Origin of the sequence: Candidatus Poriferisodalis sp. (assembly GCF_965208555.1) — a bacterium.
In the GTDB taxonomy this organism is placed as follows: domain Bacteria; phylum Actinomycetota; class Acidimicrobiia; order Acidimicrobiales; family Poriferisodalaceae; genus Poriferisodalis.
The window spans coordinates 1,664,094-1,690,378 of the sequence record NZ_OZ242342.1 but is presented as its reverse complement, the minus strand read 5'-3'; the positions used below and the strand labels follow the sequence as shown (position 1 = coordinate 1,690,378).

Annotated in this window: 15 protein-coding genes; 6 read left to right on the top strand and 9 right to left on the bottom strand. The window is 67.8% G+C overall.

Annotated elements, in window-relative coordinates; translation table 11 throughout:
• The first annotated feature begins 44 nt into the window (after positions 1-44).
• Complete coding sequence (locus ACOGXE_RS07670; protein WP_419933354.1) at positions 45-1,730, top strand: RCC1 domain-containing protein; 1,686 nt, start codon at positions 45-47, stop codon at positions 1,728-1,730.
• A 62-nt stretch (positions 1,731-1,792) separates the two neighbouring features.
• On the opposite strand, the gene ACOGXE_RS07665 is transcribed toward ACOGXE_RS07670, so the two are convergent.
• The gene (locus ACOGXE_RS07665; protein ID WP_419933353.1) at positions 1,793-2,458 is read right to left on the bottom strand and encodes a hypothetical protein; all 666 of its coding nucleotides are present in this window, start codon (positions 2,456-2,458) and stop codon (positions 1,793-1,795) included.
• 47 nt (positions 2,459-2,505) lie between these two features.
• Here ACOGXE_RS07665 and ACOGXE_RS07660 point away from each other — a divergent pair, with 47 nt between their 5' ends.
• The gene (locus ACOGXE_RS07660) at positions 2,506-5,580 is read left to right on the top strand and encodes a pre-peptidase C-terminal domain-containing protein (RefSeq protein WP_419933352.1); all 3,075 of its coding nucleotides are present in this window, start codon (positions 2,506-2,508) and stop codon (positions 5,578-5,580) included.
• A gap of 14 nt (positions 5,581-5,594) precedes the next feature.
• Here the strand turns inward: ACOGXE_RS07660 and ACOGXE_RS07655 are convergent, their stop codons facing one another.
• Positions 5,595-6,896: a HipA domain-containing protein gene (locus ACOGXE_RS07655; protein WP_419933351.1), complete on the bottom strand. Its 1,302-nt coding sequence runs from the start codon at positions 6,894-6,896 to the stop codon at positions 5,595-5,597.
• Positions 6,893-7,165 carry a helix-turn-helix domain-containing protein gene (locus tag ACOGXE_RS07650; protein WP_323671226.1) on the bottom strand — a complete coding sequence of 91 codons (273 nt, stop codon included), beginning with the start codon at positions 7,163-7,165 and terminating at the stop codon, positions 6,893-6,895. Before ACOGXE_RS07650 ends, ACOGXE_RS07655 begins: the two co-directional genes overlap by 4 nt.
• Before the next feature lie 295 nt (positions 7,166-7,460).
• Here ACOGXE_RS07650 and ACOGXE_RS07645 point away from each other — a divergent pair, with 295 nt between their 5' ends.
• Positions 7,461-9,380 (top strand): fibronectin type III domain-containing protein, encoded by a 1,920-nt coding sequence (locus tag ACOGXE_RS07645; protein WP_419933350.1) that lies wholly within the window; start codon positions 7,461-7,463, stop codon positions 9,378-9,380.
• Positions 9,381-9,625: 245 nt separating this feature from the next.
• Here the strand turns inward: ACOGXE_RS07645 and ACOGXE_RS07640 are convergent, their stop codons facing one another.
• Both ACOGXE_RS07640 and ACOGXE_RS07635 read right to left on the bottom strand, forming a co-directional pair.
• Positions 9,626-9,889, bottom strand: coding sequence for a type II toxin-antitoxin system RelE family toxin (locus ACOGXE_RS07640; RefSeq protein ID WP_419933349.1), 264 nt, complete (start codon positions 9,887-9,889; stop codon positions 9,626-9,628).
• Positions 9,867-10,088 (bottom strand): YlcI/YnfO family protein, encoded by a 222-nt coding sequence (locus tag ACOGXE_RS07635; RefSeq protein WP_419863172.1) that lies wholly within the window; start codon positions 10,086-10,088, stop codon positions 9,867-9,869. The genes ACOGXE_RS07640 and ACOGXE_RS07635 overlap by 23 nt, the downstream gene beginning before the upstream one ends.
• Positions 10,089-10,216: 128 nt before the next feature.
• On the opposite strand from ACOGXE_RS07635, the gene ACOGXE_RS07630 reads away from it, so the two are divergent.
• Positions 10,217-15,127, top strand: a complete 4,911-nt coding sequence (locus ACOGXE_RS07630) for a fibronectin type III domain-containing protein (protein ID WP_419933348.1) — start codon at positions 10,217-10,219, stop codon at positions 15,125-15,127.
• Positions 15,128-15,191: 64 nt separating this feature from the next.
• Here the strand turns inward: ACOGXE_RS07630 and ACOGXE_RS07625 are convergent, their stop codons facing one another.
• Together ACOGXE_RS07625 and ACOGXE_RS07620 are read right to left on the bottom strand one after the other, a co-directional pair.
• Positions 15,192-16,496, bottom strand: a complete 1,305-nt coding sequence (locus ACOGXE_RS07625) for an RCC1 domain-containing protein (RefSeq protein ID WP_419933347.1) — start codon at positions 16,494-16,496, stop codon at positions 15,192-15,194.
• Between the two features lie 50 nt (positions 16,497-16,546).
• On the bottom strand, positions 16,547-16,915 hold the full coding sequence (locus tag ACOGXE_RS07620; RefSeq protein ID WP_419933346.1) for a hypothetical protein: 369 nt from the start codon (positions 16,913-16,915) through the stop codon (positions 16,547-16,549).
• Positions 16,916-17,125: 210 nt separating this feature from the next.
• On the opposite strand from ACOGXE_RS07620, the gene ACOGXE_RS07615 reads away from it, so the two are divergent.
• Both ACOGXE_RS07615 and ACOGXE_RS07610 read left to right on the top strand, forming a co-directional pair.
• Positions 17,126-19,936, top strand: a complete 2,811-nt coding sequence (locus ACOGXE_RS07615; RefSeq protein ID WP_419933345.1) for a cell wall-binding repeat-containing protein — start codon at positions 17,126-17,128, stop codon at positions 19,934-19,936.
• 296 nt (positions 19,937-20,232) lie between these two features.
• Entirely contained in the window at positions 20,233-20,430 is a 198-nt protein-coding gene (locus ACOGXE_RS07610; protein WP_419933344.1) for a hypothetical protein, read from the top strand.
• Positions 20,431-20,604: 174 nt separating this feature from the next.
• Here the strand turns inward: ACOGXE_RS07610 and ACOGXE_RS07605 are convergent, their stop codons facing one another.
• Entirely contained in the window at positions 20,605-23,364 is a 2,760-nt protein-coding gene (locus tag ACOGXE_RS07605; RefSeq protein ID WP_419933343.1) for a cell wall-binding repeat-containing protein, read from the bottom strand.
• 100 nt (positions 23,365-23,464) lie between these two features.
• Positions 23,465-26,257 carry a cell wall-binding repeat-containing protein gene (locus tag ACOGXE_RS07600; protein WP_419933342.1) on the bottom strand — a complete coding sequence of 931 codons (2,793 nt, stop codon included), beginning with the start codon at positions 26,255-26,257 and terminating at the stop codon, positions 23,465-23,467.
• Positions 26,258-26,285: the final 28 nt, after the last annotated feature.

Genomic DNA, 26,285 nt, shown 5'->3' with positions numbered 1-26,285 from the left:
GTTCCTCCCACCCCCGTGTCTTCCCCAGACTCGACAAGAAGCGCTTGAGGCGTCCCGCGGCAGCCTGGAGTGCACTGGTGCTGCTGGCCTCGGTTCTGGCCATGGCGAGTCCCGCAGGAGCGCATGACGAAGCACAAGCAGGGGGGGTGGTGCTTCCGCCGCCGAGCTACACGGAGACTGATTGCGCCGGTCGGGTGCCGATTGTGGTTGCGTCCGACGCCGCAGCGCAGTCCGACCTCTACAGCGCGGTGACGCTCGCGGGGGTGCTGAGAACCCGGTGCGTCGTGCTTGCCGGGCCGCGTGGCGAGGCAATGCCCGCCCACCAGCTCGCCCGTCTGGACGCCGCCGCGCCCAGCGGGTTCATCGTGGGCGGCACAGCAGCAGTACCGGACGCGAAGGTGGCCCGTCACGCCCTGACGCGGCTGGCCGGCACCGATCGCTGGCACACCGCTCGCCTGGCGGGCGCCCAGGCGTTGATCTCTGCCGGCGGCGCCAACACGGGCACCGTCGAGGCATCGGCCGGCGCGGAGGACCCGACGACCGACTGCGCCGGCGACGAAGCGATCTTGGTGGCCTCTGACGAGGCGGCGCAGTCTGACCTGTACAGCGCGGTGACGCTGGCGGGCGTCATCGGCACCGATTGCATCATCGGCACCGGCCCGCGTGACGGCGATTGGCCCGAAGACCAGAAGCAGCGGGCGAGAGCCACGGGCACCGGCGGAGCCCTCAAGGGCTACGTCGTGGGCGGCCTCGCTGCGGTGCCCCGGGAGAAGTTCGAGGGGCTGAACTACTCGCTGACCCGGATCGCCGGCGACGACCGCTGGCACACGGCACAGCTCGTCGGCGCCCAGGCGCGCCGCATCGCCCTCGGCCAGCCCGCCGAGGCCACCGAGCAAGGCGCCGCGGTCTTCACGGCGCTGTCGTCGGGCTTCGAGCATTCGTGCGCTGTGCGCTTCGACGGCACCCTCGCGTGCTGGGGTTCGGACGTCGAGGGCAAGGCGAGGGCACCGCAGGGCGTCTTCACTGCGGTGTCTGCGGGCGGGCACCACACGTGTGCGATACGCACCGACGGCACGGTCGTGTGCTGGGGATTGGACGATGAGGGCCAGTCGACACCGCCGGAGGGCACCTTCACTGCGGTGTCTGCGGGCGGACACCACACGTGTGCGATACGCACCGACGGCACGGTCGTGTGCTGGGGATTGGACGATGAGGGCCAGTCCACGCCGCCTGCCGGCGCGTTCGCCGCGGTCTCCGCGGGGGAGCTGCACACGTGCGGGCTGGTTGCGACCAACGACATGTTTCTCTGCTGGGGTCTGCTGGAGGGCAGCGGTTCGGGAGACTTCGTGCAGCTGTCGGCGCATCTCGGCACCCAGGTGTGCGTGCTGAACGGCGATGGCACGGTCACCTGCTGGGGTGCGATCTACCAGGGCGGGGGGCCGGCGAGCATCGCCATCCCACAAGGCGCCATCACGGCAGTGTCGACCGGGGGCCGTCACGCGTGCGGCATCGCCGAAGGAGCAGTGTTCTGCTGGGGAGAGGACTCACGCGGCCAGGTCAGCGGCGGCGGCGGCGGCAACGCCCACGTGATCCAAGATGAAGACGGTGACATCGTGCCGTTCGTGGCAGTGTCAGCCGGCGGGTCGCACACCTGCGGGCTGACCGAGGACGGCGCCATCCGCTGCTGGGGCGACTACCGCAGCGGCCGGTCCACCCCGCCGACGAGCTAGCTGCCGCGCCGTGCCGAGCTGACCGACGTCAGCGCTGAGCTGAGAACAGCTAGGCGACCCGCTCAGAGCCTGCCGCTGGCGCAGAGCATCGCGCCGGCGTACAGATCGTCAAAGTCGCGTACCCGCTCGGCGGCATGCCACGTCAGGGTCTCTCTCGAGCCCCCTGTGTTCTTCGATGTGCCCTTCAAATTGAGCGTGATCGAGATAGACGATGTCCCGTCCGAGCTGGTGGTGTCCGAAGACGGCACCCGGGCCGCGTTCCGGAACATCGTGTCGATGCACCAGTTCACCAACGACCTGCCTGTGCGGCTGCCGTGGCCGGCGTACATCAAGGCAATCGTCGAAGCCGACGTCGACGAGCCCGTCAGCGGCGCAGCGGTGCCGCCCGACCCGTCCGTGTTGTCCGCGCAGGTCAAGTTGTGGGGCTCATTGGGCCCATCGGGGTTCTTCTTCTTGTACTTCATCAGGTACTTCTTGTCGCTCGGAATCGGAATGGGGTCCCCGTCTTCGTCCAGAACGAGATCCCCGTTTGAGTCCCTCTGGTACAGAACATTCCCCATCGAGTCGGTCTCGTACTTGTCCTTGGAATAGCCGCAGACGTTGCCTTCGCTCTTCTCGACTTTGGTGCCGTGGTCGGCGGCAGCCGGCGATGGCAGCAGCGTGAGCGCAACCGCCGCGACGGCAGCGACGGCAATGATCCGGGTGATGAGACGCTTGATTCCGAGCACGAGCGGGCAAGCTATCAGCAGAATGTAATGAGTATTACTATCTCTAGATGCTCTGGAAGAAGCCGCTGGGTACACGCCGGTTCGGGCCGGCGGCGCGGGGCGCTGTCGTCGCGATGCTCGTCGCTGGCCTGCTCGTACCAGCGTCCGGGTCTGTGGGGGCCTCGCCAGAGCTGCAGCTCCGTGACATTCCCGAGGCCACGGAACTGGGTGACATCACCGATGAGGCCAAGACCGTCGTCAACAGCACCATTGACGATGCGACGGGCGATGTGGAGCGGTACCGGTTTGAGCTGTCGTCGCCGAAGTCGGTGGAGGTGGTGCTGCGGCGCTTGACCGCCAACGCGGACGTGTACGTGGAAGACCTCGGGGGTGAGGTGCTCGGCTCGGGCGTGGAGCTCGGAAAGTCAGATGAGCGGTTCAGCCTGACCCTGGCTGCGGGCACCTACGTGGTGCGGGTGGAGTCCGAGAGTCCCGTGCGGTACCGGTTGAAGCTCAAGCTGTCCGAGCCGGTGGGGGAACCTGCCGGCGGGGCCTCGACAGCATCACCATCCGGTCGCAGCATTGACACCGAGACGGAGTCGCTGATCGGCACTCGCACCGGTACCGACCCGGGCACCGGCACAGATCTCGTCGAGGTGTGGACGGCGGTGCTGGATGTGGCGGCAACCGACGGCACGGCCGGATACTCGCGCTGGGCACAGTTGGGTTCGCTGACGCCCGACAGCCTCGATGTCGACGGGTCGACGTACGAGGTCATCCTGCTCGCGGAGCTCGCCGGCGGCCTGTACCTGGGCCTGCGCGCCTCGCTGGACACCGAGTTCGTGCTGGACATCGACGGCCAGCAGTTCATCGGCTCCGAGAGCCAGGTGCCGAACGGGCTGGCGCTGCGCGGCACCTACTGGTGGCCCACCGGCGGCGTGCTGTCCGCCTCCGCAGGCAGCTCAGTGGACGTGTCGCTCAGCGCCGGCACCGACGCGCTCGGTGAACGCAGCGAGGCGCCGCCGGGCGCATGGTTCTCGAGGATCCCCGACACGCACGACAGATCGTCGCAGTTCACGCTGCGGCTCAACTTCGACGAAGCAGACCCTCAGGTCACCGGCGGATCGATGGCCGACGCGCTCACGGTCACCGGCGGCTCGCTCGTCACGGCATCGGAGGCAGCGACCGACGGCAAGACCTGGGAGCTCACCGTGGCGCCCGACGGACCCGGCGACGTCACCGTGACGTTGCCGGCTGCGACCGACTGCGCAACAGACTTCGCGGTGTGCACCGCCGACGGCCGCATGCTGCGCAACACGCCCCAGGCCACCGTCCAAGGATCCATCGACCAGTCCGCCGGCACGGGATTCACGACGCTGTCCAACCACGCGGCCTACACCTGCGCCCTGCGCGCCGACGGCACCATCGCCTGCTGGGGTCCCGCCTCCTATGGCGAGGCGAACCCGCCCGAGGGCACATTCAAGGCGCTGGCCTCGGGCTCCATCCACGCATGTGCCATCCGCACCGACGGCACCATTGCCTGCTGGGGAGACGACTCCTTCAATCAGGGCGATGCGCCCGCAGGCACCTACTCCCAGATAGCGGCGAACGGCCGGACCTCGTGCGCCATCGCCACCGACGCCACCCTCACCTGCTGGGGCTACGACGCCTTCGGCCAGGCCAACGCCCCGGCGGGCACCTTCACTGCCGTGACCCTCGGCTGGGAGCATGTCTGCGCCCTGCGCACCGACCGCACCATCGCCTGCTGGGGCTACAACGACGAGGGCGAGACCAATGCTCCTCGGGGCACCTTCACGGCCATCTCGGCCGGCGAAGTGCACACCTGCGCCATCCGGACCGACACCACCATGAAGTGCTGGGGCCACCATTGGGATGGGCGGTCCAGGTCGCCGGCTGGAACCTACACATCGGTCTCGGCCGGCCACGCGCACACCTGCGCCATCACCACCGAGGACACCATCACCTGCTGGGGCAAGAGCACCAGCGGGCGCACCGACGCGCCCGACGGCACCTACACGTCGATCTCGGCCGGCAACGGGCAGACCTGCGCCGTCGCCACCGACGACACGCTGTCGTGCTGGGGAGAGAACAACTACGGGGAGAGCGACCCGCCCGACGGCACCTACACCGAAGTCGCCACCTACCTCGAGCACTCCTGCGCCATCTCCACCGACGGTTCAGCGGTGTGCTGGGGCTTCGACCGAGATGAGATTGCGAGCGCGCCGGCAGGCGCCCACACCGCCGTGGCCCTGGGTGACTATCACGCCTGTGCGCTGGGTGACGACGGCACGATTGCCTGCTGGGGAGACAACGCGCACTCGCAGACCCGCGCGCCGTCGGGCACCTTCACCGCCATCGCCGTCGGTGCCTATCACGGCTGCGCCCTGGGGACCGATGGCAGCATCAGCTGCTGGGGAGACAACGCGCTCTCCCAGACCGGCTCGCCCGCCGGCACCTTCACCGCCATCGTGGCCGGCGACGACCACACCTGCGCGCTCTCCGACGACGGCACGGTTGCCTGCTGGGGCTACAACTTCTACGGGCAGACCCGCGCGCCGTCGGGCACCTTCACGGCCATTGCGGCCGGCGACGACCACACCTGCGCGCTCTCCGACGACGGCACGGTTGCCTGCTGGGGTGATGACCGCTCGGGGCAGAGCAGCGCCCCGTCGGGCACCTTCACGGCCATCGCCGCCGGCGCAGACCTCAGCTGCGCCTTCGCCAGTGACGGCACCCTCACGTGCTGGGGCTACAACGGCTCCCGGCAGACCAGGGTGCCCGCCGGCACCTACACCTCGGTTGCGCTCGGCCCGAACCACACCTGCGCCATCACCACCGACGGCGCCGTGACCTGCTGGGGCCACAGCCGCTTCGGGCGAACCGATGCGCCCGCCGGTACCTACACCGCGGTCGAGGTGGGCCCGCGCCACAGCTGCGCCATCGCCACCGACGGCGCGGTCACCTGCTGGGGCCACAAGTGGGGCACCCAGCCCGACACGTCAACCAGCACCTACAGAGCCCTGGCCCTCGGCGACGTCCACACCTGCGCCATCGCCACCGACGGCACCATCACCTGCTGGCCACGCTCCCCCGACGGGGTGCGCTGGACCACCAGCACCTGACCACCCGGCAGATCTCAGGCGCCTGCCAAAACGGATTCGCTTCTGAGGACGACCGCGTCGAGCAAGCGCGCCGGCATGCCGCCCGACCTTGCAGCGGCCTCCAAGGCGTCAATCTCGGCTTCGAGGTGTGCGGGGGTGTGCTGGGCGATGCGCAGCACCTCAGCGGCAGCCCATCGGGGGTCCATGCCGAATTCGCGTGCGAGCTGCTGCCAGTCGTCGATGCGGGCGCCGTCGCCTGCCTGGTAGCCGTCGCCGAGCGACATGGCGAGGTCAATATCGCTCGCTGCGACGTCGGTGTACGGCAGCCACGATTCTGTGTCGTACATCGGCGCCAACCGGCAGACGGCACCGGGAAGGTGCAGCAGAGCGTGATTCTTGGCGTGGGCGTCGTTCGCCACGATCAGCCAGCAGTACACCAGCCGCCTGAACCATGACCGAAGATCGGCGCTGCAGTCGCTGCTGTGCATCGCCAGCAGTCGAGCGACATCGCCCGGTCCCGGGCCGCCGTCCCGCTCGAATCGCTCTCCCAGCGGAAGCCCGAGCGCTTGACAGAGGTCTTCTTGATGGATGCGCGCAATGGCGCCGCCGGGGGAGCGCAGGGAGCGGTCGAAGCGCTCCACGACCAGCGTCTCGATGCCCCCGATGAGCGCAACGTGGGTGCGCACCGCCGCGATGCCCAGCCGTCGCGCAGTCGAGAGCGCGAGGTGCTCGCCGACCGCCTGACCGGGGTACCGGGGCAGCGACGGCTTGAGGATGTGCGTGGTGGGCTCGTCGCCGATCGCTTTGCACCACGGCGCCCTGCCGTGCCGCACCGCAAGCTTCGGCATGGTGCCGGCGAGGCTGAAGCCGGCGAGCGGATCGTCGCGCCACCCGCCCAGCAATGCACCCTCGCTCATCTCGGCCAGCACCGCGCCGAGGTCCGTCTCGGAAACCGGCTCCAAGGCAGATCTGCGGCCCGGTTGCTCACCGAGCTGGCGGCGGGCGCCGGCGATGGTCCCTTCGAACTGGACCGCGCCCGCGCACTCGCTGCCGATGGGCGTGCTGAGCAGTCCGAACGGACTTGCTGAGACCGCCCCGACCCGTCGGCGCCATTCCTCACGCTCGACGGAGCGGTCTGGCAGCAGCCCGTCCAGCCACGTCTCGACGAGCGGCCCGACGTGCGGTCGGGCGCGCAACGGCAGCGACAGCGACAGCGGCACCGCATCGGGCCAGGCCAGATAGTCGGCGTCGTAGGACAAGCTGAGTCCGTCGGCGCCCCGCTCGAGGGTGGCAGCCGTCTCGCCGCCGACCCGTACGCGCAGCTCCGCAGGCCTCATTCCAACGGCGCCAACGCGTCGTCGTAGCCCAGGCGCGCCGGATCGACCTCACGCATGACGAGCTCACAGCCGAGCGCAGTGCAGATCTTCACGAGGCCGTCGAGCTGGATGGTCAGCTTCCCTGCCTCGGCGTCGCACACCAGCTTGCGCGAGACCCCAGCGGTGTCGGCGAGCGCTTGCTGGGTCAGTCCGAGCTGGTCGCGCCGGCCCGTGATGGCGCTCGCCAACGACCCGGGGGTTCGCACAACGCGCGTCGCCAAAGTGGCCATGTCCACAGTGTAGTGGATTGTAACCGAACGCATACAGTCAACTATCTGGTGCTGAACGCATACAACACGAGCAAAAAAGTAATCGAGCGCACGCAGGATTATCTGTGGAGAACCCGTGTGACCTGCATATTAGGTGCTCAGGACGATGCCGCAGCACCGGCTTGGAGCACCTGTTTGCAGGGGTAGGACGGCTGCGCGATAGTTGTACAAACTATGAACTGAAGTGATGGCAGCCGGGTTCGCGGCCGAACCGAGCCGCCGCCGGTTGTAGCACCGAGTTCGAGGAGCGAGCGCCATGACGCTGAACCGGTCTCCCTTTCTTCCCCGCCGCCAAATGCGAGCAGCCGTTCTGGGAGCGCTGGTTGCCGCCAGCGTGCTGGTCGCCACCGTGGCGCCTGCGAACCTGGCCTCAGCAGCTCCGCCGGCCGTCACCGGCTTGAGCGTGGAGCCGGGCTTTGAACCCGGAGAGCTGTACGTGAGCTGGGATGCGCACCCGGGCGACCCGGCCGCCTACCGGGTGTCGTGGGCGCCTGACGGCGACGTGTTCAGGACGTACACCGACACCGAGTGGAACGCGTTCCCCGAAGAGAACGAGCTGACCATCTCCGGCCTCGAGCCCGGCGCGCTCTACATGGTGAGGGTGCGGGCCCGCTTCACCAACAACAACGGCGACTGGAGTTGGGTCGAGACCGGTACGGCTGCAACCGAGTCGAGGCCCAAGATCACGCGTTCCAAGAAGGCGCCGTCACCGTCCGCCCAGGAGGCCTGGGGGGTCGAGCCGGACAAGGAAGCCGCTCCGGCAAAGCCCGACAACGAGTCGTCATCGGGGGAGTCGTCGATCGAGCCCCGAAATCACGAGCCCGAACGCGAATTCCTGCTGGACGAATTCGACAGCATCGATTGCGGAAACTCCGCCTGCACGAGGCACAGGAGCTATCGCGTGTCCCTCACCGCGGGGCGCAGGTACGTGGCGGAGGTCTGGGGCAGCAGCAATGCGCGGGGCGGCAACGCGGAATTGCTGGTCATCACTGCGGTGGAATCCCCCAACAAAGCCAATCTCGGCTCCGACTACTCCGCCCTCGGGATCACGCTGAGAGAACCCCTGGTGATCTTCACCGCGTCGGAGATCCCGGGCTGGCACCTGGTCAAGGTCCGCATAGACGCCGAGAAGCACCCACAAGGCGAGCCGTGGACCTTCAGGGTGGTCGTGTACCCCTATGTCCCCTACGAAGACTGCGCGGCCAGCACCAAGACGACCTGCACGGCGGCTGTGGGCGGTGAGACGCCTGGGGAATTCGAGATCGCGAGCCTCAGCAGGAGCGACGAGGACTGGTTCGAGGTGGGACTGGTCGGCGGCCAGCTCTACGAGGTGGTGCTGCGTGGCGACTCGACCGCCCACAAGGCAGTGGGCAATCCGTGGCTGAAGGGCGTGTACGACCACCGCGGCCGGCTGCTGGACAGCTACGGCGACGTGCATCCGTACCCGTACTTCGGCGCAACCCAAGGCACCGCCGACGGCGATTCAGGGCCGGGGAACACCGCGCTCACCTACTTCACTCCCCGCTCCACCGGCACCTACTACGTCGGCGCCGGAGCCGGCGGCGGTGCCAACAGCCGCGACGGCCACTACGTGCTCGCAGTGCATACCCACGCCACCGACGTGCTCGCCAACGATGACTGCCTTCCCGGCATGACCGCCGGCGCCTTCAGCGTCTATGCCGACATCATGTTCCGGTACTTCTACGGTCAACGGCTCGACCTGCCGAACACCCAAGCCCACTACGACGCTGCCAATGCCCGCCTTGCCGGCAACGACCTCGCTGCCCACGACCAGAACTGCGAGATCGGGGTCGGCGAGACCGTGCAGGGTCGCATCGAGCACAGAGGGCTCTTGTCCGGCCGTTTCAGCGGCAGAGTCCTGGTCGAAAGCGAGCGGGACTGGTTCAGGGCTCACTTGACTGCCGGAACCCGCTACCAGGTCGAGGTCAACACCCGCCAGGGCGGCATGCACCACCCCGATCTCGGACCCATGTACGACGCCGACGGCGTCGAGGTCCGCAACGGCAACGGCGGGAGCGGTGACGCCGCCTACAGCGAGCGCTACCACTTCACCCCGACCGTCGACGGCGACTACTACATCGAGGTGGCCGCGGCATCCTCGTCGGGCCCGTTCAACACCGGCCGCTACTGGCTCACCCTCACCGAAGCCCCCTGACCTTCGACGCGCCATCGACGAACGGGATGGGCCGGCTCGAGCGGCGATCGGGGAGTTCGAGATCGCATCCGCGCGGCATCTTCTCGACAAGCCAACGCCCGACATGCACTGCGCGCGGGTGGCACGGCATCGGGTACCGCCGCAGGCGGTTCGTCGGTTTGCTCACGCAGCCAAGCGTAGAGCCGCGGTCGACGCTTGCTTCATGACTCCATGAGCACTACCGGCTGCTTGCCGGTGGGTGATCGTCACCGGTCGTGGCGGTACGCCTCACGCCGGTGGGCGACTCGCACGACGAGCACGATCAGTTCGCCGTCGAGTACCTCGTACAGCACCCGGTAGTCGCCGACTCGAATGCGGCGCAGGCCTCGCAGGCTTCCTTTGAGGCGGCTGCCGGCGTCTGGCTGGTCGGCGAGGCGGTCGATCGCGTCGATGATCCGTCGACGTTGCGGTTTGGTGATGCGGGCGAGTTCGCGCTCGGCGCTGCGCTTAATCCGAATCGAGTAGCGCACGCTTGACCTGTTCCCAGTCGAGTACGGGATCGGACGGGTCGCGCAGGCGCTGCAGTGCGATGTCGAGGTCGTCGAAGTCCTCCACGTAGCGCTCCAGCGCTTGGCGGACGACTTCGGCACGGCTGCGCTGGAGCTGAGCGGCAGCCGAGTCCAACGCCGCCAAGAGTTCGTCGGGGACTCGGGCGGTGATCTGGGTCATTCCTGCCTCCCAAGGAGCGGGCTGCTTCAAGGAGCATACAGCCGTTGACTTCACATGACAGTCATATGATGTCACTAGCATCCGGCCATCCCCTAGCCGCAGAGTGGCGAGAAATAGAGTCCGACATGATGCCTGCTTTGACGCCTCTTGTATTGCCCAGCGGGCTGCGCCGGAGGCTGCGCGGCGGCGCGCTGGCACTCGCCGTTCTTGCGCTGTTCGCTGCCCTGCTGGCACCCGCGGCGTCGGCGCAGAGCCGGTCCATCGGCACCGTGGTGATCGCCAACGGCTGGAGCTCTGCCGACTCGGCCGTTGCGTCCGCCCTCGCAGCCCTCGAGAGCGACAGCCAGTCCGACGCGGTGGTGCTGTACGCCCGCAGCGATGAGCTCACCACCCGTACCGCAAGCTTCATCCGGGACCGCCAGCCGTCGGCGGTGATTCTGGTCGGCGGCACGGCTGCGCTGTCAGCCGCCGTGCACGACGAGGTGGTCGCACTGGTCGGCGGTGCCGCAGTCAGGCGGATCGAGGGCACCGATCGCTTCGACACGGCCGCCAAGGCGGTGCCGTCGAACGCCACCACGTTCATCGTGGCGAACGGCCGCAGCGCCGCGGACACGGGCGTTGCGGCTGCCCTGGCGGCGACAAGATCCAACGCGGCCGTGCTGCTGGCCGAAGCCGACAGCCTGACCGAGCCGACCGAGCGCATCATCAGCGAACGGCAGCCCTTGCAGGTCGAGTTCGTCGGCGGCACGGTAGTGCTCGCAGCGTCGCTCGCAGACCGTGTCCGAGAGCTCGCTCCGTCGGTGACCAGCGTGCCCCGCCACGCCGGCGCGTCCCGCACTGATACCGCAGCAGCCGCCGCGCCGAACCTGTCCACCACGCTGGTGATCGCCAACGGGTGGAGCCCAGCCGACATGGGGATTGCCGCTGCCTACGCAGCCATCACCACTGGCGGCGCTGTGCTCTACTCCCAGACGAACTCGCTGACCGCGCCCACCGAGCAGCGCATCGAAGAGCTGCGGCCCCGCGCCATCGTGCTGGTCGGCGGCAACGCGGCGCTCGACCCCAGCCTGCATGCCCGCCTGCGCACCCTCGCCCCCACGGCGGCGCTCCACCGGATCAGCGGCTCGGACCGCATCGACACCTCGGTGCGCGCTGCGTCAGGCACGCTGACGGCCATCGGCACCGATCCGCCGACCGCACCCACGTCGCTCACGGCGACGTCCAGGAATCTGAGCCTGGCAGTGTCGTGGCGAGCACCCACCAGCACGGTCGGCGCCGCTGTCTCGGGCTACGTGGTGGAGTACCGCACCTGCACGGCCACGCCGGCTACCTGCACGTCCAGCCCGACCTGGGGCGGCTGGACCGCCCATGCCCATTCGGGCACCGGCACCAGCACCACCATCAGCGGGCTCACCAACGACACCGCCTACCAAGTGCGGGTTCGGGCCCGCAACATCTTCGGGCTCGGCCCCTGGTCGCAGATCGTGTCGGGCATACCGATGGTGCAGACGGGGCGGCCCTCGGTGCCGGCCAGCCTGAGGGTCGAAGCTGCGAACGAGCAGCTGAAGGTGACCTGGGCCCCGTCGACGCCCCCGAGCGGCGGCACCCTCGACGGCTACGACGTGGAGTACCGCACCTGCGGTTCCAGCCTGACCTGCGGCAACTGGACGCCGCACAGCCACCAGGGCACCGGCACCACCACCACCATCACCAGGCTGAGCAACGGCGTCAAGCACGAGGTGCGGGTGCGCTCCCGCAGCGGCGGCAGCCAGAGCGCTTGGTCGCCCACGGCGTCTGCGACGCCCGAGCAGCTGCCGAGCTTCGAGCGTGCGCCCGACCTGACGGCGGGCGACCGGCAGATCCTCGTGCAATGGAACGAGCCCGGCTACTCCGGGTCGGCCATCACCGACTACGACGTGCAGTACCGGGCCTGCACCGCGACCGACGGCAACACAGCCGTGCGCACCTGCGAGCCCGCCGCTGATGCGACGTGGGGCGGCTGGCGGGCGCGCAGTCATTCGGGCACCGGCAAGGTCGTGACGATCACCGGACTGGTCAACGGCACCGCGTACGAGGTGCAGGTGCGGGCCCGCAACGCCAACGGCGTGGGGCCGTGGTCGACCGCCAAGAAGGCGACGCCGGTCTCGGTGCCGGCAAGGCCGAGCACCCCGACCTTGGAGGCGGGCCACCAGTCGCTGGTGGTGACCTGGGTTGCGCCGGCCGACAACGGCATGCCCATCACCGGTTATGACGTCGAGTACTGCACCGGCACCTGTCCCGCCACCTCAACAACAGACTGGATTGACGCCGGCGACACGGGCACCGACACCCGGCACGAGATCACCGGCTTGAACAACGACACGGCCTACAAGGTGCGTGTCCGTGCCATCAACGATCTCGGCGGTACGGGCCAGGGCGAAGGCCCGTGGTCGGCGAGCCGGACGGGCACGCCGAAGGCTCTGCCCGACGCTCCCAGCGTGTCGACTCTGGTGGCGGGTGAACGCCAGATCACCGTGACGTGGACTGAGCCAGGAGCGAACGGCACGACGATCAACGGCTACCACGTGCAGTTCCGGGCGTGTACGGCCACGCCAAGGGACTGCAGCACGAATCCGCGCTGGGGCGGATGGTCGACAAGAACCCACACCGACATCGCCAACCGCGAGCTGACGATCACGAACCTCACGAACGCGACCGCGTACGAAGTGCGCGTACGGGCTCGCACTAGTACGAACACCTTCGGCCCGTACTCGGCGGCCGGGGAGTCAACGCCGCTCGGCAAGCCGGCCAAGCCCGCGACGCCCACGCTGACCCCGGGCAATGAAACGCTGGTGGTGACCTGGAAGGCCCCGGCGGACAACGGGGCCGCCATCACCAGCTACCAAGTCGCCTCGTGCGTGAGCACAGCGGATTGCAGCCTGGACGGCGATTGGACGGATCCACCGATCGACGTCACGGGCGACCCGCTTCCTACTACCGAAACGATCCGCTCGTTGAACAACGGCACGACGTACCGGGTGCGGGTCCGGGCCGTCAACAGCGTGGGCAACGGACCGTGGTCGTCGTCGGCGTCGGGCACGCCGTCGTTGCGGCCCGATGCACCCGCTCAGCCGAGCATCAACCCGGGCGACCGCAAGTTCAGCCTCTCGTGGAATGAGCCCAGCGGCAACGGGCTGGCGATCAGCCAGTACATCGTGGCGTACCGGGCCTGCACGGCGACCGACGGTGATACCTCGGTCAGGACCTGTGCCGCAGGCACGACGCCGACCTGGGGGAACTGGGCTGAGCGCACCTATGGGGCCACCAGCACTGCTGCGACCATCACCAGCCTGACCAACGGCACCAAGTACGAGGCGCGGGTCCGAGCCCGCAACGCCAACGGCGTCGGGCCGTGGTCGCCCTCCGCCAGCACGACCCCTCTGGCAGCACCGTCGACGCCAACCGGGCTGACGCTGGAGCGAGGCCACACCCAGCTGGTGGTGTCGTGGACCGCGTCGGCAGCCCGCGGCTCGACCATCACCGGCTACACCGTGGAGTACCGCGACTGCACAGCCACACGGAAGGACTGCACCTCCAGTCCGAGGTGGAACGCGACGTGGACGCCGCAAGCGGTCACCGACGGCACCACGACCACGACGATCACCTCGCTGACCAACGACACCGCCTACCAAGTGCGAGTGCGGGCCGACAGCGCCACCGGCAACAGCGGTTGGTCGTCGACCAAGTCGGCCATCCCGGCTGCAGTGCCCGCTGCTCCGGTGGTCGGGACACCCGAGCCGGACGATCGCCAGCTGCGCGTCACGTGGGCAGAGCCAGACGATCGTGACTCGACGATCGAGCACTACGAGGTGGCCTACCGGGCCTGCACGGCGACCAACGGTGACACCACGGTCAAGACCTGTGACTCGAATCCGACCTGGGGCAACTGGCGGCTGCACGGCGACACCGGCGCCAGCCTGTCCAGGATCATCACCGGCCTGACCAACGGCACCGCCTACCAGGTGCGAGCGCGAGCCCAGAACGAGAAGGGCTGGGGGTCGTGGTCCGAAACGCCGGCGGTCGGCACGCCGGTGGGCGCGCCATCGGCACCCACCACGCCCAGGGTGACCACGGGCAATCTTGAGCTGACGGTGAACTGGATCGTGCCGCGATCCAACGGATCGGTGATCGACGGCTATGACGTGCGCTACCGGGCGTGCGAGGCGACTAACGGCGACGCAACGGTGCTGACCTGCACCTCGAACCCGACCTGGGCCGCCGCATGGGAGACGCACACGCATTCAGGTACCGGCACCAGCACGACCATCGGCAGCCTCGTCAACGGCACCGCGTACCAGGTGCGCGTGCGTGCCACGGCCGGCCTGCGCGAGAGTCCGTGGTCGGAAGCGGCCACGGGGATGCCGAGAGGCACGCCCGATGCGCCCACGATGACGCTGGCATCGGGCAACCGGCAGCTGATCGTGACGTGGCCTAGGCCGAACGCCCGCGGGTCGACGATCACGAGCCTCCAGCTGCGGTACTGCGACAACACCGACGCCACCAAGGACTGCACCAGCGACTACGACGACTGGACGACCAGGACCGGCATCGGTTCGACCTCGACCCGCTACACGATCTCGGGGCTCACCAACGGCAACTCGCACCTCGTCGAAATGCGCACTCTCAGCCGGAGCCACGGCGACAGTGCCTGGACGAGCCAGGAGACGGGAACGCCGGGCGGCCCGAATCCGCCCTCGACACCTCGAGTGACGGCCGGCAACGCTCAGATCACCGTGACGTGGACGGCACCCGCCAGGAACCACTCCGACATCGTCGAGTACGAAGTGGACTATTGCAACGACACCGACGAAGACTGCACCGCTCTCGGCGCCGGCTGGGCAACGAATACGGCTGTGTCCCACACAACCCTCACGGACCTGGAGGTAGTGCTCTCGTCCCTGACCAACGGCGACAGCTACAAGGTTCGAGTCAGGGCCCGGAACACCGAGGGATGGGGTGCCTGGTCGTCCATGGCAACAGCCAGACCCACCTCCGCCTAGCCACAGGCTTGCTCAGCCGCGCAGCCACGTTCAGCGCGAGCTAGGCGAACTCTGGCGCGAGGCGCTATTTGGCCTGATGCCGGGCGTAGTCCCAGGCGGCCCAGTGCCAGGGGAACTCCGCCACGTGCTCGCCGATCGCCTGCTCGACCCACGCCAGCAGCAGACCCCGGTCGAGCACGGGCGACTCGCTGCCGGCAAACGCCGGGAACGTCTCGGCTCGTTGCGGGTACGGCCGATGCTCGCCGGTGCCGTCGCCGAGCTGTCCGCGCTCGTTGCCTCCCCAGCACGACACGCCGCCGTCACGGTGCAGCACGCATGAGTGGGCGGTCACCTCGGTGGTCTGCCGGCCGAGGCTCACGTCGATCGCATCGCTGATGCCGGCGAGCCGCACCGGTTCTGTTCGCTTTTCCCTCGTGCCGTCGCCCACCTGGCCCACGTTGTTGTTCCCCCAGCACGACACGCCGCCGTCTCGATGAACTGCGCAGCCGGTGCCGAAACCCATGGCCACGTCGACGACGTCCGCCAGGCCGGGCATCTTCCTCGGCGTGGAGCCGCCCACATAGGTGGACCAGCAATAGACGTCGCCTTCCGACACCACTGCGCAGGTCAAGGTGCCGCCGATCGAGATGGCCGTCACGTCGCTGAGACCCGCAACAGCTTGGGGCGGTCCTGCGACGTCGCCCCATCCCCAGCACGTCACCGCACCGCTGCTGCTGATGGTGCACGCTGCATCGTTGCCGGCGCTGATCGCGACGGCATCGGCGACACCCGGCACCCGTGTCGGCAGGTGGATCTCGGATACCTCTAACCCGTGACCCAGCTCGCCGACATGGTTCGAACCCCAGCACGACACGCCGCCGTCGAGGTGTACCGCACAGGTGAACCGCTCCCCGGCAGCTATCGCCACAGCGTCGTCGAGTCCCTGCACGCTCACCGGCACGTAGTGCGTCTCCACGTCGCCCTGGCCGAGCTGTCCGAAGTGGCCCGACCCCCAGCACGAGACGGTCCCGGCCGCGTGCAGTGCGCACACGTGCAGCGGCCCACGCCCCCCGAAGGGCTCGTCGCCGCTGCTCAGCGCAACGACGTCCACCAGACCTGCCGTGCTCAACCGTTGGCGCAGGCCGTAGTCGCCCCAGCACGTCACCGTGCCGTCCGCACGGACCATGCAGGTGCGTCCGCGTGACGCAGCCAGGAACAGGTCGTCGCTGCGCGGCCCCTCGACAGCCGGGTACGACGCAGGCCGATCCGCAGCGGAGGCCGGTGCGCCGTCATCGGACGCTGCGGAGACCGTTCCCGACGGCACGATGGCGCCGCCGAGCGCAGCAAGCCCGACGAGCACCGCCAGCACTGCCGTCCTCGTCCGCCGCACCCAGCGGACCCTAGTGATCGAGTCCTAGTGCAGTCGTGGCCAGGTGGCGTTCAGCCGCGCAGCCACTCGGTGACGGCGACGACTGCTGCGAGCGCCACCACGATCTCGATGGGCAGTGCAATGGCGAGCCGCCGCAGGCGCTGGTCCAACGTCTTGCGGTCGGCCTCGCGCTGCGCGGCCTGTGCTTCCCGATCCGCTTCGCGCTGCGCCGCGGCTTCCTTGCGGACTGCCTCGAGCTGTGCGGCCATTTTCAGCTCGAATGCGGAGAACCTTGCTGAGAGCACGGCTTCCAAGTGCTGCTTGGTCACCAGGTCCGACAGCGGCGCGGCCGGCAGGCACGACATCAGGTACTCCGCCAGCGGCTCGTCGGTCTGCTCACGCAGCCAAGCGTAGAGCCGAGATCGATCTTCTTCAGACACGGCGACCTCCCGGTGCGAGCTGCGAACTGCCGGGCACCGTAGAAAAAGTCGGTCTGGCGTTCAAATGAATTTCAGACCATTTGATTGGTTACCAGAATCACTGCTTGACACGGCGGCCCGAAGAGAGCGGGTGCCTCGTGAGCGGCTGATGAGTGGCCTGTTGGGGGCCGAAATCACACGGAAAGGAGCCGAACAAGGAGAAACATAACCTTGACTACCTACTCGAAGCGGCGAGGCAGGCGCTCTCTCGCAGCGATCTTGGCGGCGATGCTCATTGCATCGGTGCTCGCGGTCGTAGCGGGTTCGCCAGCCCAGGCCGCAAACACAGCAAGCGAAGTGCGGGTCGATCACGACAACAACCCCAAGACCGCGACGGTGCGCCAGTTCGCTGGCGACACTCGCTATGAGACCGCTCTGGCGCTCGCGAAGTCCTTCGCCGACAACAACGGTGGTATCGGCGGCCTGCCTGTCGCATTCGTTGCCTCGGGCGAGTCGCTGGTCGATGCCGTCACGGTGTCGGCCTTGGCAGGCGATCTGAACGCGCCGGTGCTGCTCACCCGTGGCGGGGAGCTGCACCGAGGCGTCGGCGACTTCCTCGAGAACTACGGCGTCGGCACCGTTCACGTGCTGGGCGGCACCGCCGCTATCTCCGATGCAGTCGTCACTGCGATCGAGGCCTTGGTCCATGAGCCAACAGTGACGCGCATCGCCGGCGACAACCGGTACGCGACGGCCGCTGCAATCGCCTCGGCCCTGAACGGATCCCGGTCGTGGTGCGACGCCGACGAGGAGGCCGCTGTGCTCGTCAACGGCGGCGACACATCACTGGCCGCCGCAACGGTCATCGGTCCGGTAGCGAACCGTCTCGCCGTGCCGGTGCTGCTCACCGCCTCCGACGAGCTGCCCGAGGTGACCCGCACCTGGATCGACGACAACGGCATCGAGCATGTCGTCATCGTCGGCTCGACTGCCGACGTGTCTGCCGACGTCGCCAAGATGCTCACAGCCGACGGAGTCGATGTAGTGGAGCGCATTGGCGGCGACACTGCCGGCGAGCTGTCGGTGAACGTCGCCAAGGCCATCACCGGCGACTGCGCCGACGATCTCGCGCCGGTTGCGCTCAATCAGGCAGCGCTCGTGAACGGCTGGGGCCGCGACGTGGCCCCAGACGCCATCACGGCTGCCCCGGTGCTGTCCGACGGCGACCTCGTGCCGATCCTGCTCGTTGGTGACACGCTGCCTGCCTCGGTGCGCGAATACCTCGCCGCTACGCCGTCGCAGCGCGGTGCCGACAAGGTCCACTACCGGCTGCTCGCCATTGGTGGCACAGCCGCAGTGTCCGAGGCGGTCATGACAGCAGCGATCGCCGCCGCAGCCTCAGCGGATGCGCTCACCGTGGCCATCACCAACAACGTCGACACGCCCACTGCCGACGGCTACGGCAACCCGCCCGCTATTGGCGACACCAGCTTCACGCTGCGGTTCAACGACCGTGTTGCCCACGGCGACAGTGACAACCTGCAAGGCAAGCTCAGGGACATCGTCCTGATCAACGGCGTCCCAGCCACCTTCACCGTTGCTGCCGCCGACACTGATGGCACCTTGGAAGCCACCGAGTCGGGTTACCGCTGCGACTCGGCCATCGTGCGCATCACTGGCGTGACCGCGCTCAAGGCGGGTGACGTCATCTCGGTCGCAGGCTCAACGCTGGAGATTGGCGACGGTGGCGACCAGCGCACCGTTGCGTCGACATCGGTGACGGTTCCGGCAAAGGCCGTGGACAACACCGGACCGAAGATCACCATCGTGGGCGTCGAGGACCAGAACGGCACCGACCCCGGAGTCGTGCAGGTGACGGTTACCTCCGACGACCTCGGCACTGAGAATGGCGACGCTGCGCTGACTATTGACAACGCCGAGACCGCCAACATTGCCAACGATGGCGAGGTGCGTGCCACCCGCGGGGGCAAGTCGCTGGTCCTCTCCGCTATCAGCGATGTGACGCTGAATGCTCAAGGCTCCGCGACGTTTGAACTGACGTTGGGCACCCAGGACGCTGGCGTCGATGCCGAGTGGAAGGCCAACGACCAGATCACGTTCATGCGGGGCGCGCTTGTCGATGCAGAAGGCAACGACAGCCCGCGTGCACACGGTCGTGTTGAAGCGGCCAAGGCGTTCCCCAAGGCGACCGCTATCCGCGTCAGCGCCCAGAGCCATACCAATCAGGCGGGCATGTCCCTGGCTGACGCACTCACCGGCGGCACAGCCGATCAGGTGATGCTCTCGGCGAAGAAGGACGGCAATGCAGGCGGTGTGTACGGCAACGGCTGGATGTTCCGGCTGCGCAAGGCAAGTGGCCATGCGACTGCAGGCGACGCCGTCAACATCGTTGTGTCAGTCGACCCGAAGGGCCGACGCGTGGTGGCCACGATCAACAGCGGTGTGCCCACATACGGGGATCTCAAGTCCGCGCTCGAGGCACACTCTGCATTCGCCGCATTGTTCGACGTGAAGATCGCGTCGACGACGGCGACCGAGACAGCGTGCGCGTCGCCCCTGAGCGACACCAAGCTCGTCATCGCTGATGGCACCACCGGCCTCGACACCGCAGCCCCCTTCGCTGGAGGCCGCACGACGATGGCCGCTGAGGTCACATTCAACGGCTACGTGCAGACCATCGACACGACGCAGGCATCGGCGCTTCTTGCGGACGTGCTCGCAGGTGCGGCTGGACGCGGGATCGACGTTGCGAACGTCGCGCAGACTGCCGGCGACGCCACCACGAGTGCAGCGGTCGTGTTCACTGCACCGTCCAAGATGGCACGCATTGAGATTGTTGCCGTGACCACCAGCGCAGGCATCCTGCTCCAGCCTGGGCAAGGCAAGGACCGCGTCGTCATCGACGCGAACACCGTCGCCACCGGCTACGCCGACGACGGCGATACGGAGACCGACGACACCGGCAACGCTGCAAGCACGCTGTGGATGCACCGCAGCAGCAGCGTCAAGGCGCCTTCCTAGGAGTTGCTGCACAGTTGACCTGAGCCGCTCGGGCGACTCACCTGCCCGACCGGTACACAAAAACTGAGAGGAGCCCCGGGGTTTCGGCCCCGGGGCTCCTTCGCGTTTCCGCCGACGAGTGGCGCTTCTGGCAATAAACCAAATGATCTGAAATTCATTTGAGCGCCAGGCCGACTTCTTCTACGGTGACCGGGCAGTTCGCAGCTAGTGCGCCAAGCACCACCGTCGCCTGCCGTAGGTCGATGCCCCCATAAGCTCACGTGCCGTAGGACTGCGTTCTGAGGAGGTGTTTCCGAATGAGCAACAGCTATGACGATGTCAAGGTCATCCACTACACCGACGACGACGTCCGCGAAGGCAACCAGCACATGCTCGATGACGTCGGATGCACCTGGGAGCAGTTGAAGGCTCAGGCGGAAGCCGGCCGCTTCGAGAGCGAGCAGGCCCGCGACGCCTGGCTCGTCATCTCGTCCTTTGAACCAGCTCCAGCGTGATCTGGAGCGCCAGGCGAAGCAGTTCGCCGGCGCCACCCAGCGAACGGTGCGGACCGGCCCGGCGACACTGCTCTGGGTTGTTTTCGCTCACGAGGACGGCGACGCGAGGAACTCGGGGCTCAGCCGGCCGGTGACCGCGGTGGGGGTGAGCGACCCCTTGGCCGCCAGTGGGGGTTAGCGCGGTGGGGTGGCGCCGCTGCCGATGGTGAAGTTCGTCTGGGCGCGGTTTACGCTCTCGTTCACGTCGGTAGTCGTGACGTCCTGTGCGTAGCCGTCGGCGATGGTGTCCGCTTCGATGTTGATGCGGTCACCGGGTTTCGGCAGCTGGCCCACGTCTTCAGTGGATGCCACCCAGCGGACGGTGCGGACCGGGCCGGGGACATCGGTCTCGCTGTCCAAACCGATGTCGGTCAGCGTCGCCGCCGGCACACGGACGATTGTCGGCGCGTACACGTCTGCGAGCAGCTCCGAACTGTGCACTGCCAGCACGTGGCCGGTGAAGTTGGCCTCGATGGCCATCATGGTGTTGCCGTCGCGGACCTTGTCAGTCGACGTGTCGTCGCCAGGCGCAGTCACTGCCGCTCCCACAGTGAGCTCCTTGTTGGCTGATGCGCATGCACCCACCACGTTGTCGACACTGACCTCCCAGAGGCTGTTGAAGACACTGTGCGACCGCAGTGCAGCCGCCAGGTCAGAGAACTTCGGCTTGCCGCCGCCGAACGTGATGAACGCACGCTTGCCGGTCGTGTTCACCAGCACCTCGATGCTGAGGGGCCGGTTCTCGTTGTAGGTGCTGGCCTGGCGGAAGTCGAACGTCCAGTCGTTGCCGTTGGCGCCGGCAGCTCTGCCGGTGGGCTTGGCCGTGAAGAACACATCCTCGGCTCCGCCTTCGGCGCTGTTGCCGCTGGTCAACGCCACGGGCACCGCGTACTTGGCTTGCGTGTTGTGGAAGTGGCTGCTCACGCGAAGGCTGGTCAGGCGCACATCGGGTGTCGGCGTGACCGGCGTGGGGCCGGTGCGCTCGACGTTCTCGTTGCCGGCTTCATCGGCGATCGCGTCCTTGGCGATCTTGATCCGATCGCCGCTCACCAAGGGCCTGTCCATGGTCACGGTGAAGGTGTGCTCGGTGACCCTGCTCGCAGGGGCCGTGGGCGCTGGCACTGGGCCACCGCTGACGCTGCTCACGGCCAGGTTGGCACCAGCGCTCACCGTCACCTCGGCGGCCAACAGATCTTCGCCTTCGGCGAGACCGGTGTCGGTGTTCTGATTGTCCTTCGCGATGACGGTGAACGTGCTCTGGCCGATGATCGAGATGATCTCGAAGGTCGGCCTTCTCGTTTCCTTGCGGACCACCGTGGTCTGCTTGCCGGCAAGCGGGCGCTGGTCCGATTGGGCACCGAATTGGATCTCTGTGGCGGCGATGGAGATCTGCTGGCCCGCTGTCAGCGGCGAAGCGAGGTTCACCGTCACCGTGTCGGGGTTGCAGTCGGTGGTGCTGCCGCCGAAGTCGACGCCGAACGGCGCGGACGCTTGGTCGGTCAGCACGGCAGGCACGCCGCCGATGCGCAGCACGTCAAGCAGCCGTGCCCGCAACTTGGTGGTCGCGTCCGCCGTGTTGTCGGAGCTGCCTGCGATGTCATCGCTGAAGTGCAGCTCGAACGAGGTCTCGCCTGCTCGAGGCTGATCGTCCTTCTGACCGTCGTTGTCCCAGTCGGTGGGCGAGACGATGTTCACCGTGAGCGCCGGCGCGAAGGCTGCTGCAGCTCGTGCTGAGTTCATGGCGCCCGGAGTTACGGCTGCAGGCCCGCCGATGGCGACGATCTCCATGTGCAGCTTGTTGCCGGCCGCGTCCTCCTGCGGTGTGGCGTTCAAGTATTCGGTCACTGCGGCGGGCAGTCCGTCGCCCACCACCAGCATCGGCACCAGCAGGCCGGCACGGTACGAACCGGCGAGCACCGGCGATGCGGCCACGCCGTCGGGCAGGCCGCTCTCGGCCACCAGGGCGACGGTGGTGTCGGACACACCGCCGAGGTCGCCGCGGCAACCGTTGGTGGCCAGTTTGGCCAGCGCTGCCGACGCGGCAGCAGGGGTGTCGCCGTTGATGCGGGTGATCGTGTCGACCCCCGCTGCGGTCAGCTCGCCCGAGACGTCGGCAGACACGCTGGAGGTTCCGCCCACGATCACGATGTGCTCGTAGTCCTCGTCGCTGATGACGTCGCGGGTCGCGGCTGGCAGCTCATTCTGTGCGGTCAGCAGCACGGGGAGCTGCAGGCGGCTGGCGACCGGGCCCACGAGCATGGCGTAGGCCAGCGAGACGTCGCCGCCGTTGGTCAGGATTGCGGCGTTGTCCGTGCCGCCGCACCACACGTTGCCCCCGGCAGTGCCGCCGCTGAGCGTCGAAGCAATAGCGGCTGCAGTGGCGTAGCGGTCCGCACCTTGGATGCGGGCCACCGTCGGGGAGTGGTCGAGGGCCGCTAGCGACGCGAACACCGTCTCGGACACGGCGGCAGGGCCGCCGAGCACGTGGATGTTCCGCACGCCGTAGTCCTCGAGATAGTCGGCCACAGCGCGAGGCAGGCTGTCTCGCCGCGTGAGCACGACCGGGGCGTCGAGGTAGCCGGCGAGACCGGAGACGGCCACGGCGTCGACCAGCGTCTCGCCCGATGCGACGAACACATCGGCAACGCCGCCGAGTCCTTTCGATTCGCCGAAGTTTTGCGCCAGCCGCAGCGCAGTGTCATAGCGGTCGCGCCCGCCGAATTCGCGAGCGTCACCGACTCCGTCGTTGTCGGTGTCGATGAGCGCCTCGCTGGCCGTGTTGGCGGCCGAAGCCGGACTGCTCGTCACTGCTGCCAGCGCAGCGGCGCACAGCAGCACCGCCGAGATCGCAGCAAAGGAGCGCCGGAGGCGTCGTGTGGTGCGTGGTGTGTTCATGATCGCCTCGGAACTCCTGATCCGAAATAGTCCGAAATAGGCAGCACCGGCCGGGCGGACAAGCCGCCCGGCCGGTACCAATCACCTATGCAGCTAGCGCCTACTTGAAGTCAGGTGCTTTGACGCTGTTGCTCTGGCTGATGCGGACCTGTGAGGCCGCGTTCTCTGCCTCGTTGGCAGTCGTCGTCCCCGCAGCGTCAGCTGCGTAGCCAGTCGCAACCGGTGCGTTGTCGGGAGTCGCACCGTCAACCGAGCCCGCCAGCGTGTTCACCAGGTCACGGACCTTGGGCAGCAAGAGCGGGTTGTTGGTCTCCAGCTCGTAGGTTGCCGAGGTCCGCGGACCAGCAAGTGTGGCACTGAGATCCACGCTGGTGCCGTCGGAACCGTCCGCAGCGTTGACCAGCGATGCCGCGAGCCGGGTGCCCGTGAGGTTGTTGATGGCACCCGCCAGACCTGCGGCATCCAAGTCGGTCTCCGTAACCGCGTTGTACCGCTTGGCAGTCTCCGCGAAGACGTCGTTGCCGAGTTCGGTGAGAGCGTCGATGCTCAAGGCGTAGGCGTTGAACCTGACCTCGATGGCAACTGCCGTCTCGCCGCCACTGGTGGCAACGGTCTGGCCACGGGTGACTGCACTGATTTGCAGCGGGTTGTTGGCCGTTGCGCCGCAGGCACCGCTGGCATCTGGCGGCAGTGTCACCATGAACATGGCGCCGAACGCACTGTTGGCTTCCAGCGCCGACTTCAGGTCGGCGAACTTGGCGTTGCCGGCGTTGAACCGCACCGACACCAGCCGGTCCTTGGCGCTGATATGCACGTCGATGTCGACCGCAGCCTTGGGGTCGGCCTTCCAGGCGGTTGCCCGGTCGAACCTGATCGTCCAGCCATTGCCGACGGCACCATCAGCCGGGCCGCCCTTCTTGGCCTTGATCATGATGTCGTTGGCAGGGTCACTGTCCGGACTCGCCTCGGAGATGGCCTCCGGAACGTTCACACTCGCCTGCGCCGTGTGCGCCTGTTCGCTCATCGTGACCGCTGTGATCCGCGGGCTCGCCTGAGCAGCCAGCACGGTGAAGGTGCGAGCACGGCTCTTGTTGCCAGCACTGTCGACCAGGGCGCCGCTCTTGATGGTGATGCGGTCGCCTGCCGCGAAGGTCGTGGTGGTGCCAGACGGGGTGCCGTCGGTGTTCGCTGTGTCCACCGAGATGGTGCCACCGGTTGCGAGGGTCTGAGCCGCGGTCGCGGCCTTCGCGGTCGCGCTGGTGATCACGATCTCGTCAGTGTCAACAGTGTTGTTGTTGTCGTTGGTGTCGAGGTCTGTCGCGTCGAACTGCACCAAGGCAACGTCATTGGACTCGACTCCGGCGTCAATGGCGATGACATTCACCACTGGGGCGCTGGTGTCGCGTGCGACTGCAGGCACAGTGACAGAGGCAGCGGCAACCGTCCGACGGTCCATGTTGGCACCGAACTTCGCGCCGCCAGTCAGCGAGACCACATCGCCAGCCTTGAGGGCCGACGCGAGAGTCACCGTGACTGTGTCAGGGCTGCAAGCGCCGCCTGTGCCGTCAGCGCGGCTGATGGGCGTGGTGTCGCCGAGCCGTGCCGGCACGCCGTTGACCATCAGGTTGTCGCGAATCAGGTCGGTCAGGGCCGTCGTCGGAGGCGAGGCACTGCTGTCATCGTCGACGATGTTGTCGCTGAACCGCAGCGCAACCATGGAGTCGCCCACCTGCGGGGCCTTCTCCGCGTCGTCGGACTTGGTGATCGACACGGTCAGTGAGTCGGCTGAGGCCGCGGCTGCAAGCGCAGCGTCCATGACGCTCGAGCTCACCGCAGCATCACCGCCGATGGCGACGATGTTGAGGTGCAGCTTGCTGGAGCCAGACAGCGCCGGTGTGCCGGCCAGGTAGTCGCTCACTGAGGCGGGCAGCGTGTCGCCCACGATCAGCATCGGCACCAGGCTGCCGTTCTGGTAGCTCGAGGCCAGCACCGGTGAGGCGGCAACGCCGTCAGGCAGGCCGCTCGCGGCGACCAGCGCCACGGTGTCGCCAGACACCAGGCCCAAGTCGGCCTTGCAGCTGCCAGTGGCCAGCGCCGCCAGCGCCGCCGATGCGGCTGCGGGCGTGTCACCGTCGATGCGGGTCACGGTGTCAACACCTGCGGAGGTCAGCGCTGCCGACACGTCGTCGGACACGCTGGACTCGCCGCCCATGATCACGACATGCTCGATGTCCTGATCGGTGATGAAGTCCTCAGTGGCTGAAGGCAGCTCATCGGCAGCGGTCAGCAGCAGCGGAAGCTGCAGGCGGTTCGCCACCGGGCTGATCGCCATCGCGTACGCCAGCGACACATCGCCGCCGTTTGCGAGGATCGCTGCAGCTTCGGCACCGCCGCACCACGAAGCGCCGCCGCCGCCCAGGTTGGAGGCCACCGCAGCAGCCGTCGCGTACCGGTCGGCACCGTAGATGCGGCTCACCGTGGGCTTGTTCGCCAGGCCCTCGATGGCCTCGACCACCGAGTCGGACACCGCAGCAGGACCGCCCAGCACGTGGATGGTCTGCACGCCGTAGTCCTCGATGAAGTCGGCCACGCCGGCGTTGAGGCTCTCAGACGGTGTCAGCAGCACGGGTGCGTCCAGGAAGCCGGCAAGACCGGCAACTGAGATCGCATCCACCAGCATGTAGCCGGAGGCCACGAAGGCCACCGGGACGTTGCCCAGGCCTTCGGCCTTGCCGAAGTTCGCGGCGAGTCGATTCGCCGTGTCGTAGCGATCGCGGCCGCCGAACTCGCGTGCATCGGGCACGCCGTCACCGTTCGAGTCGACCAGCGCTTCGCTGGATGTATTTGCGGCCTGAGCCGGGGCTCCTGCTACGACCGCGAGCACCGATGCCATGAGCAACGCCGCCGCGATTGCAGCCAGG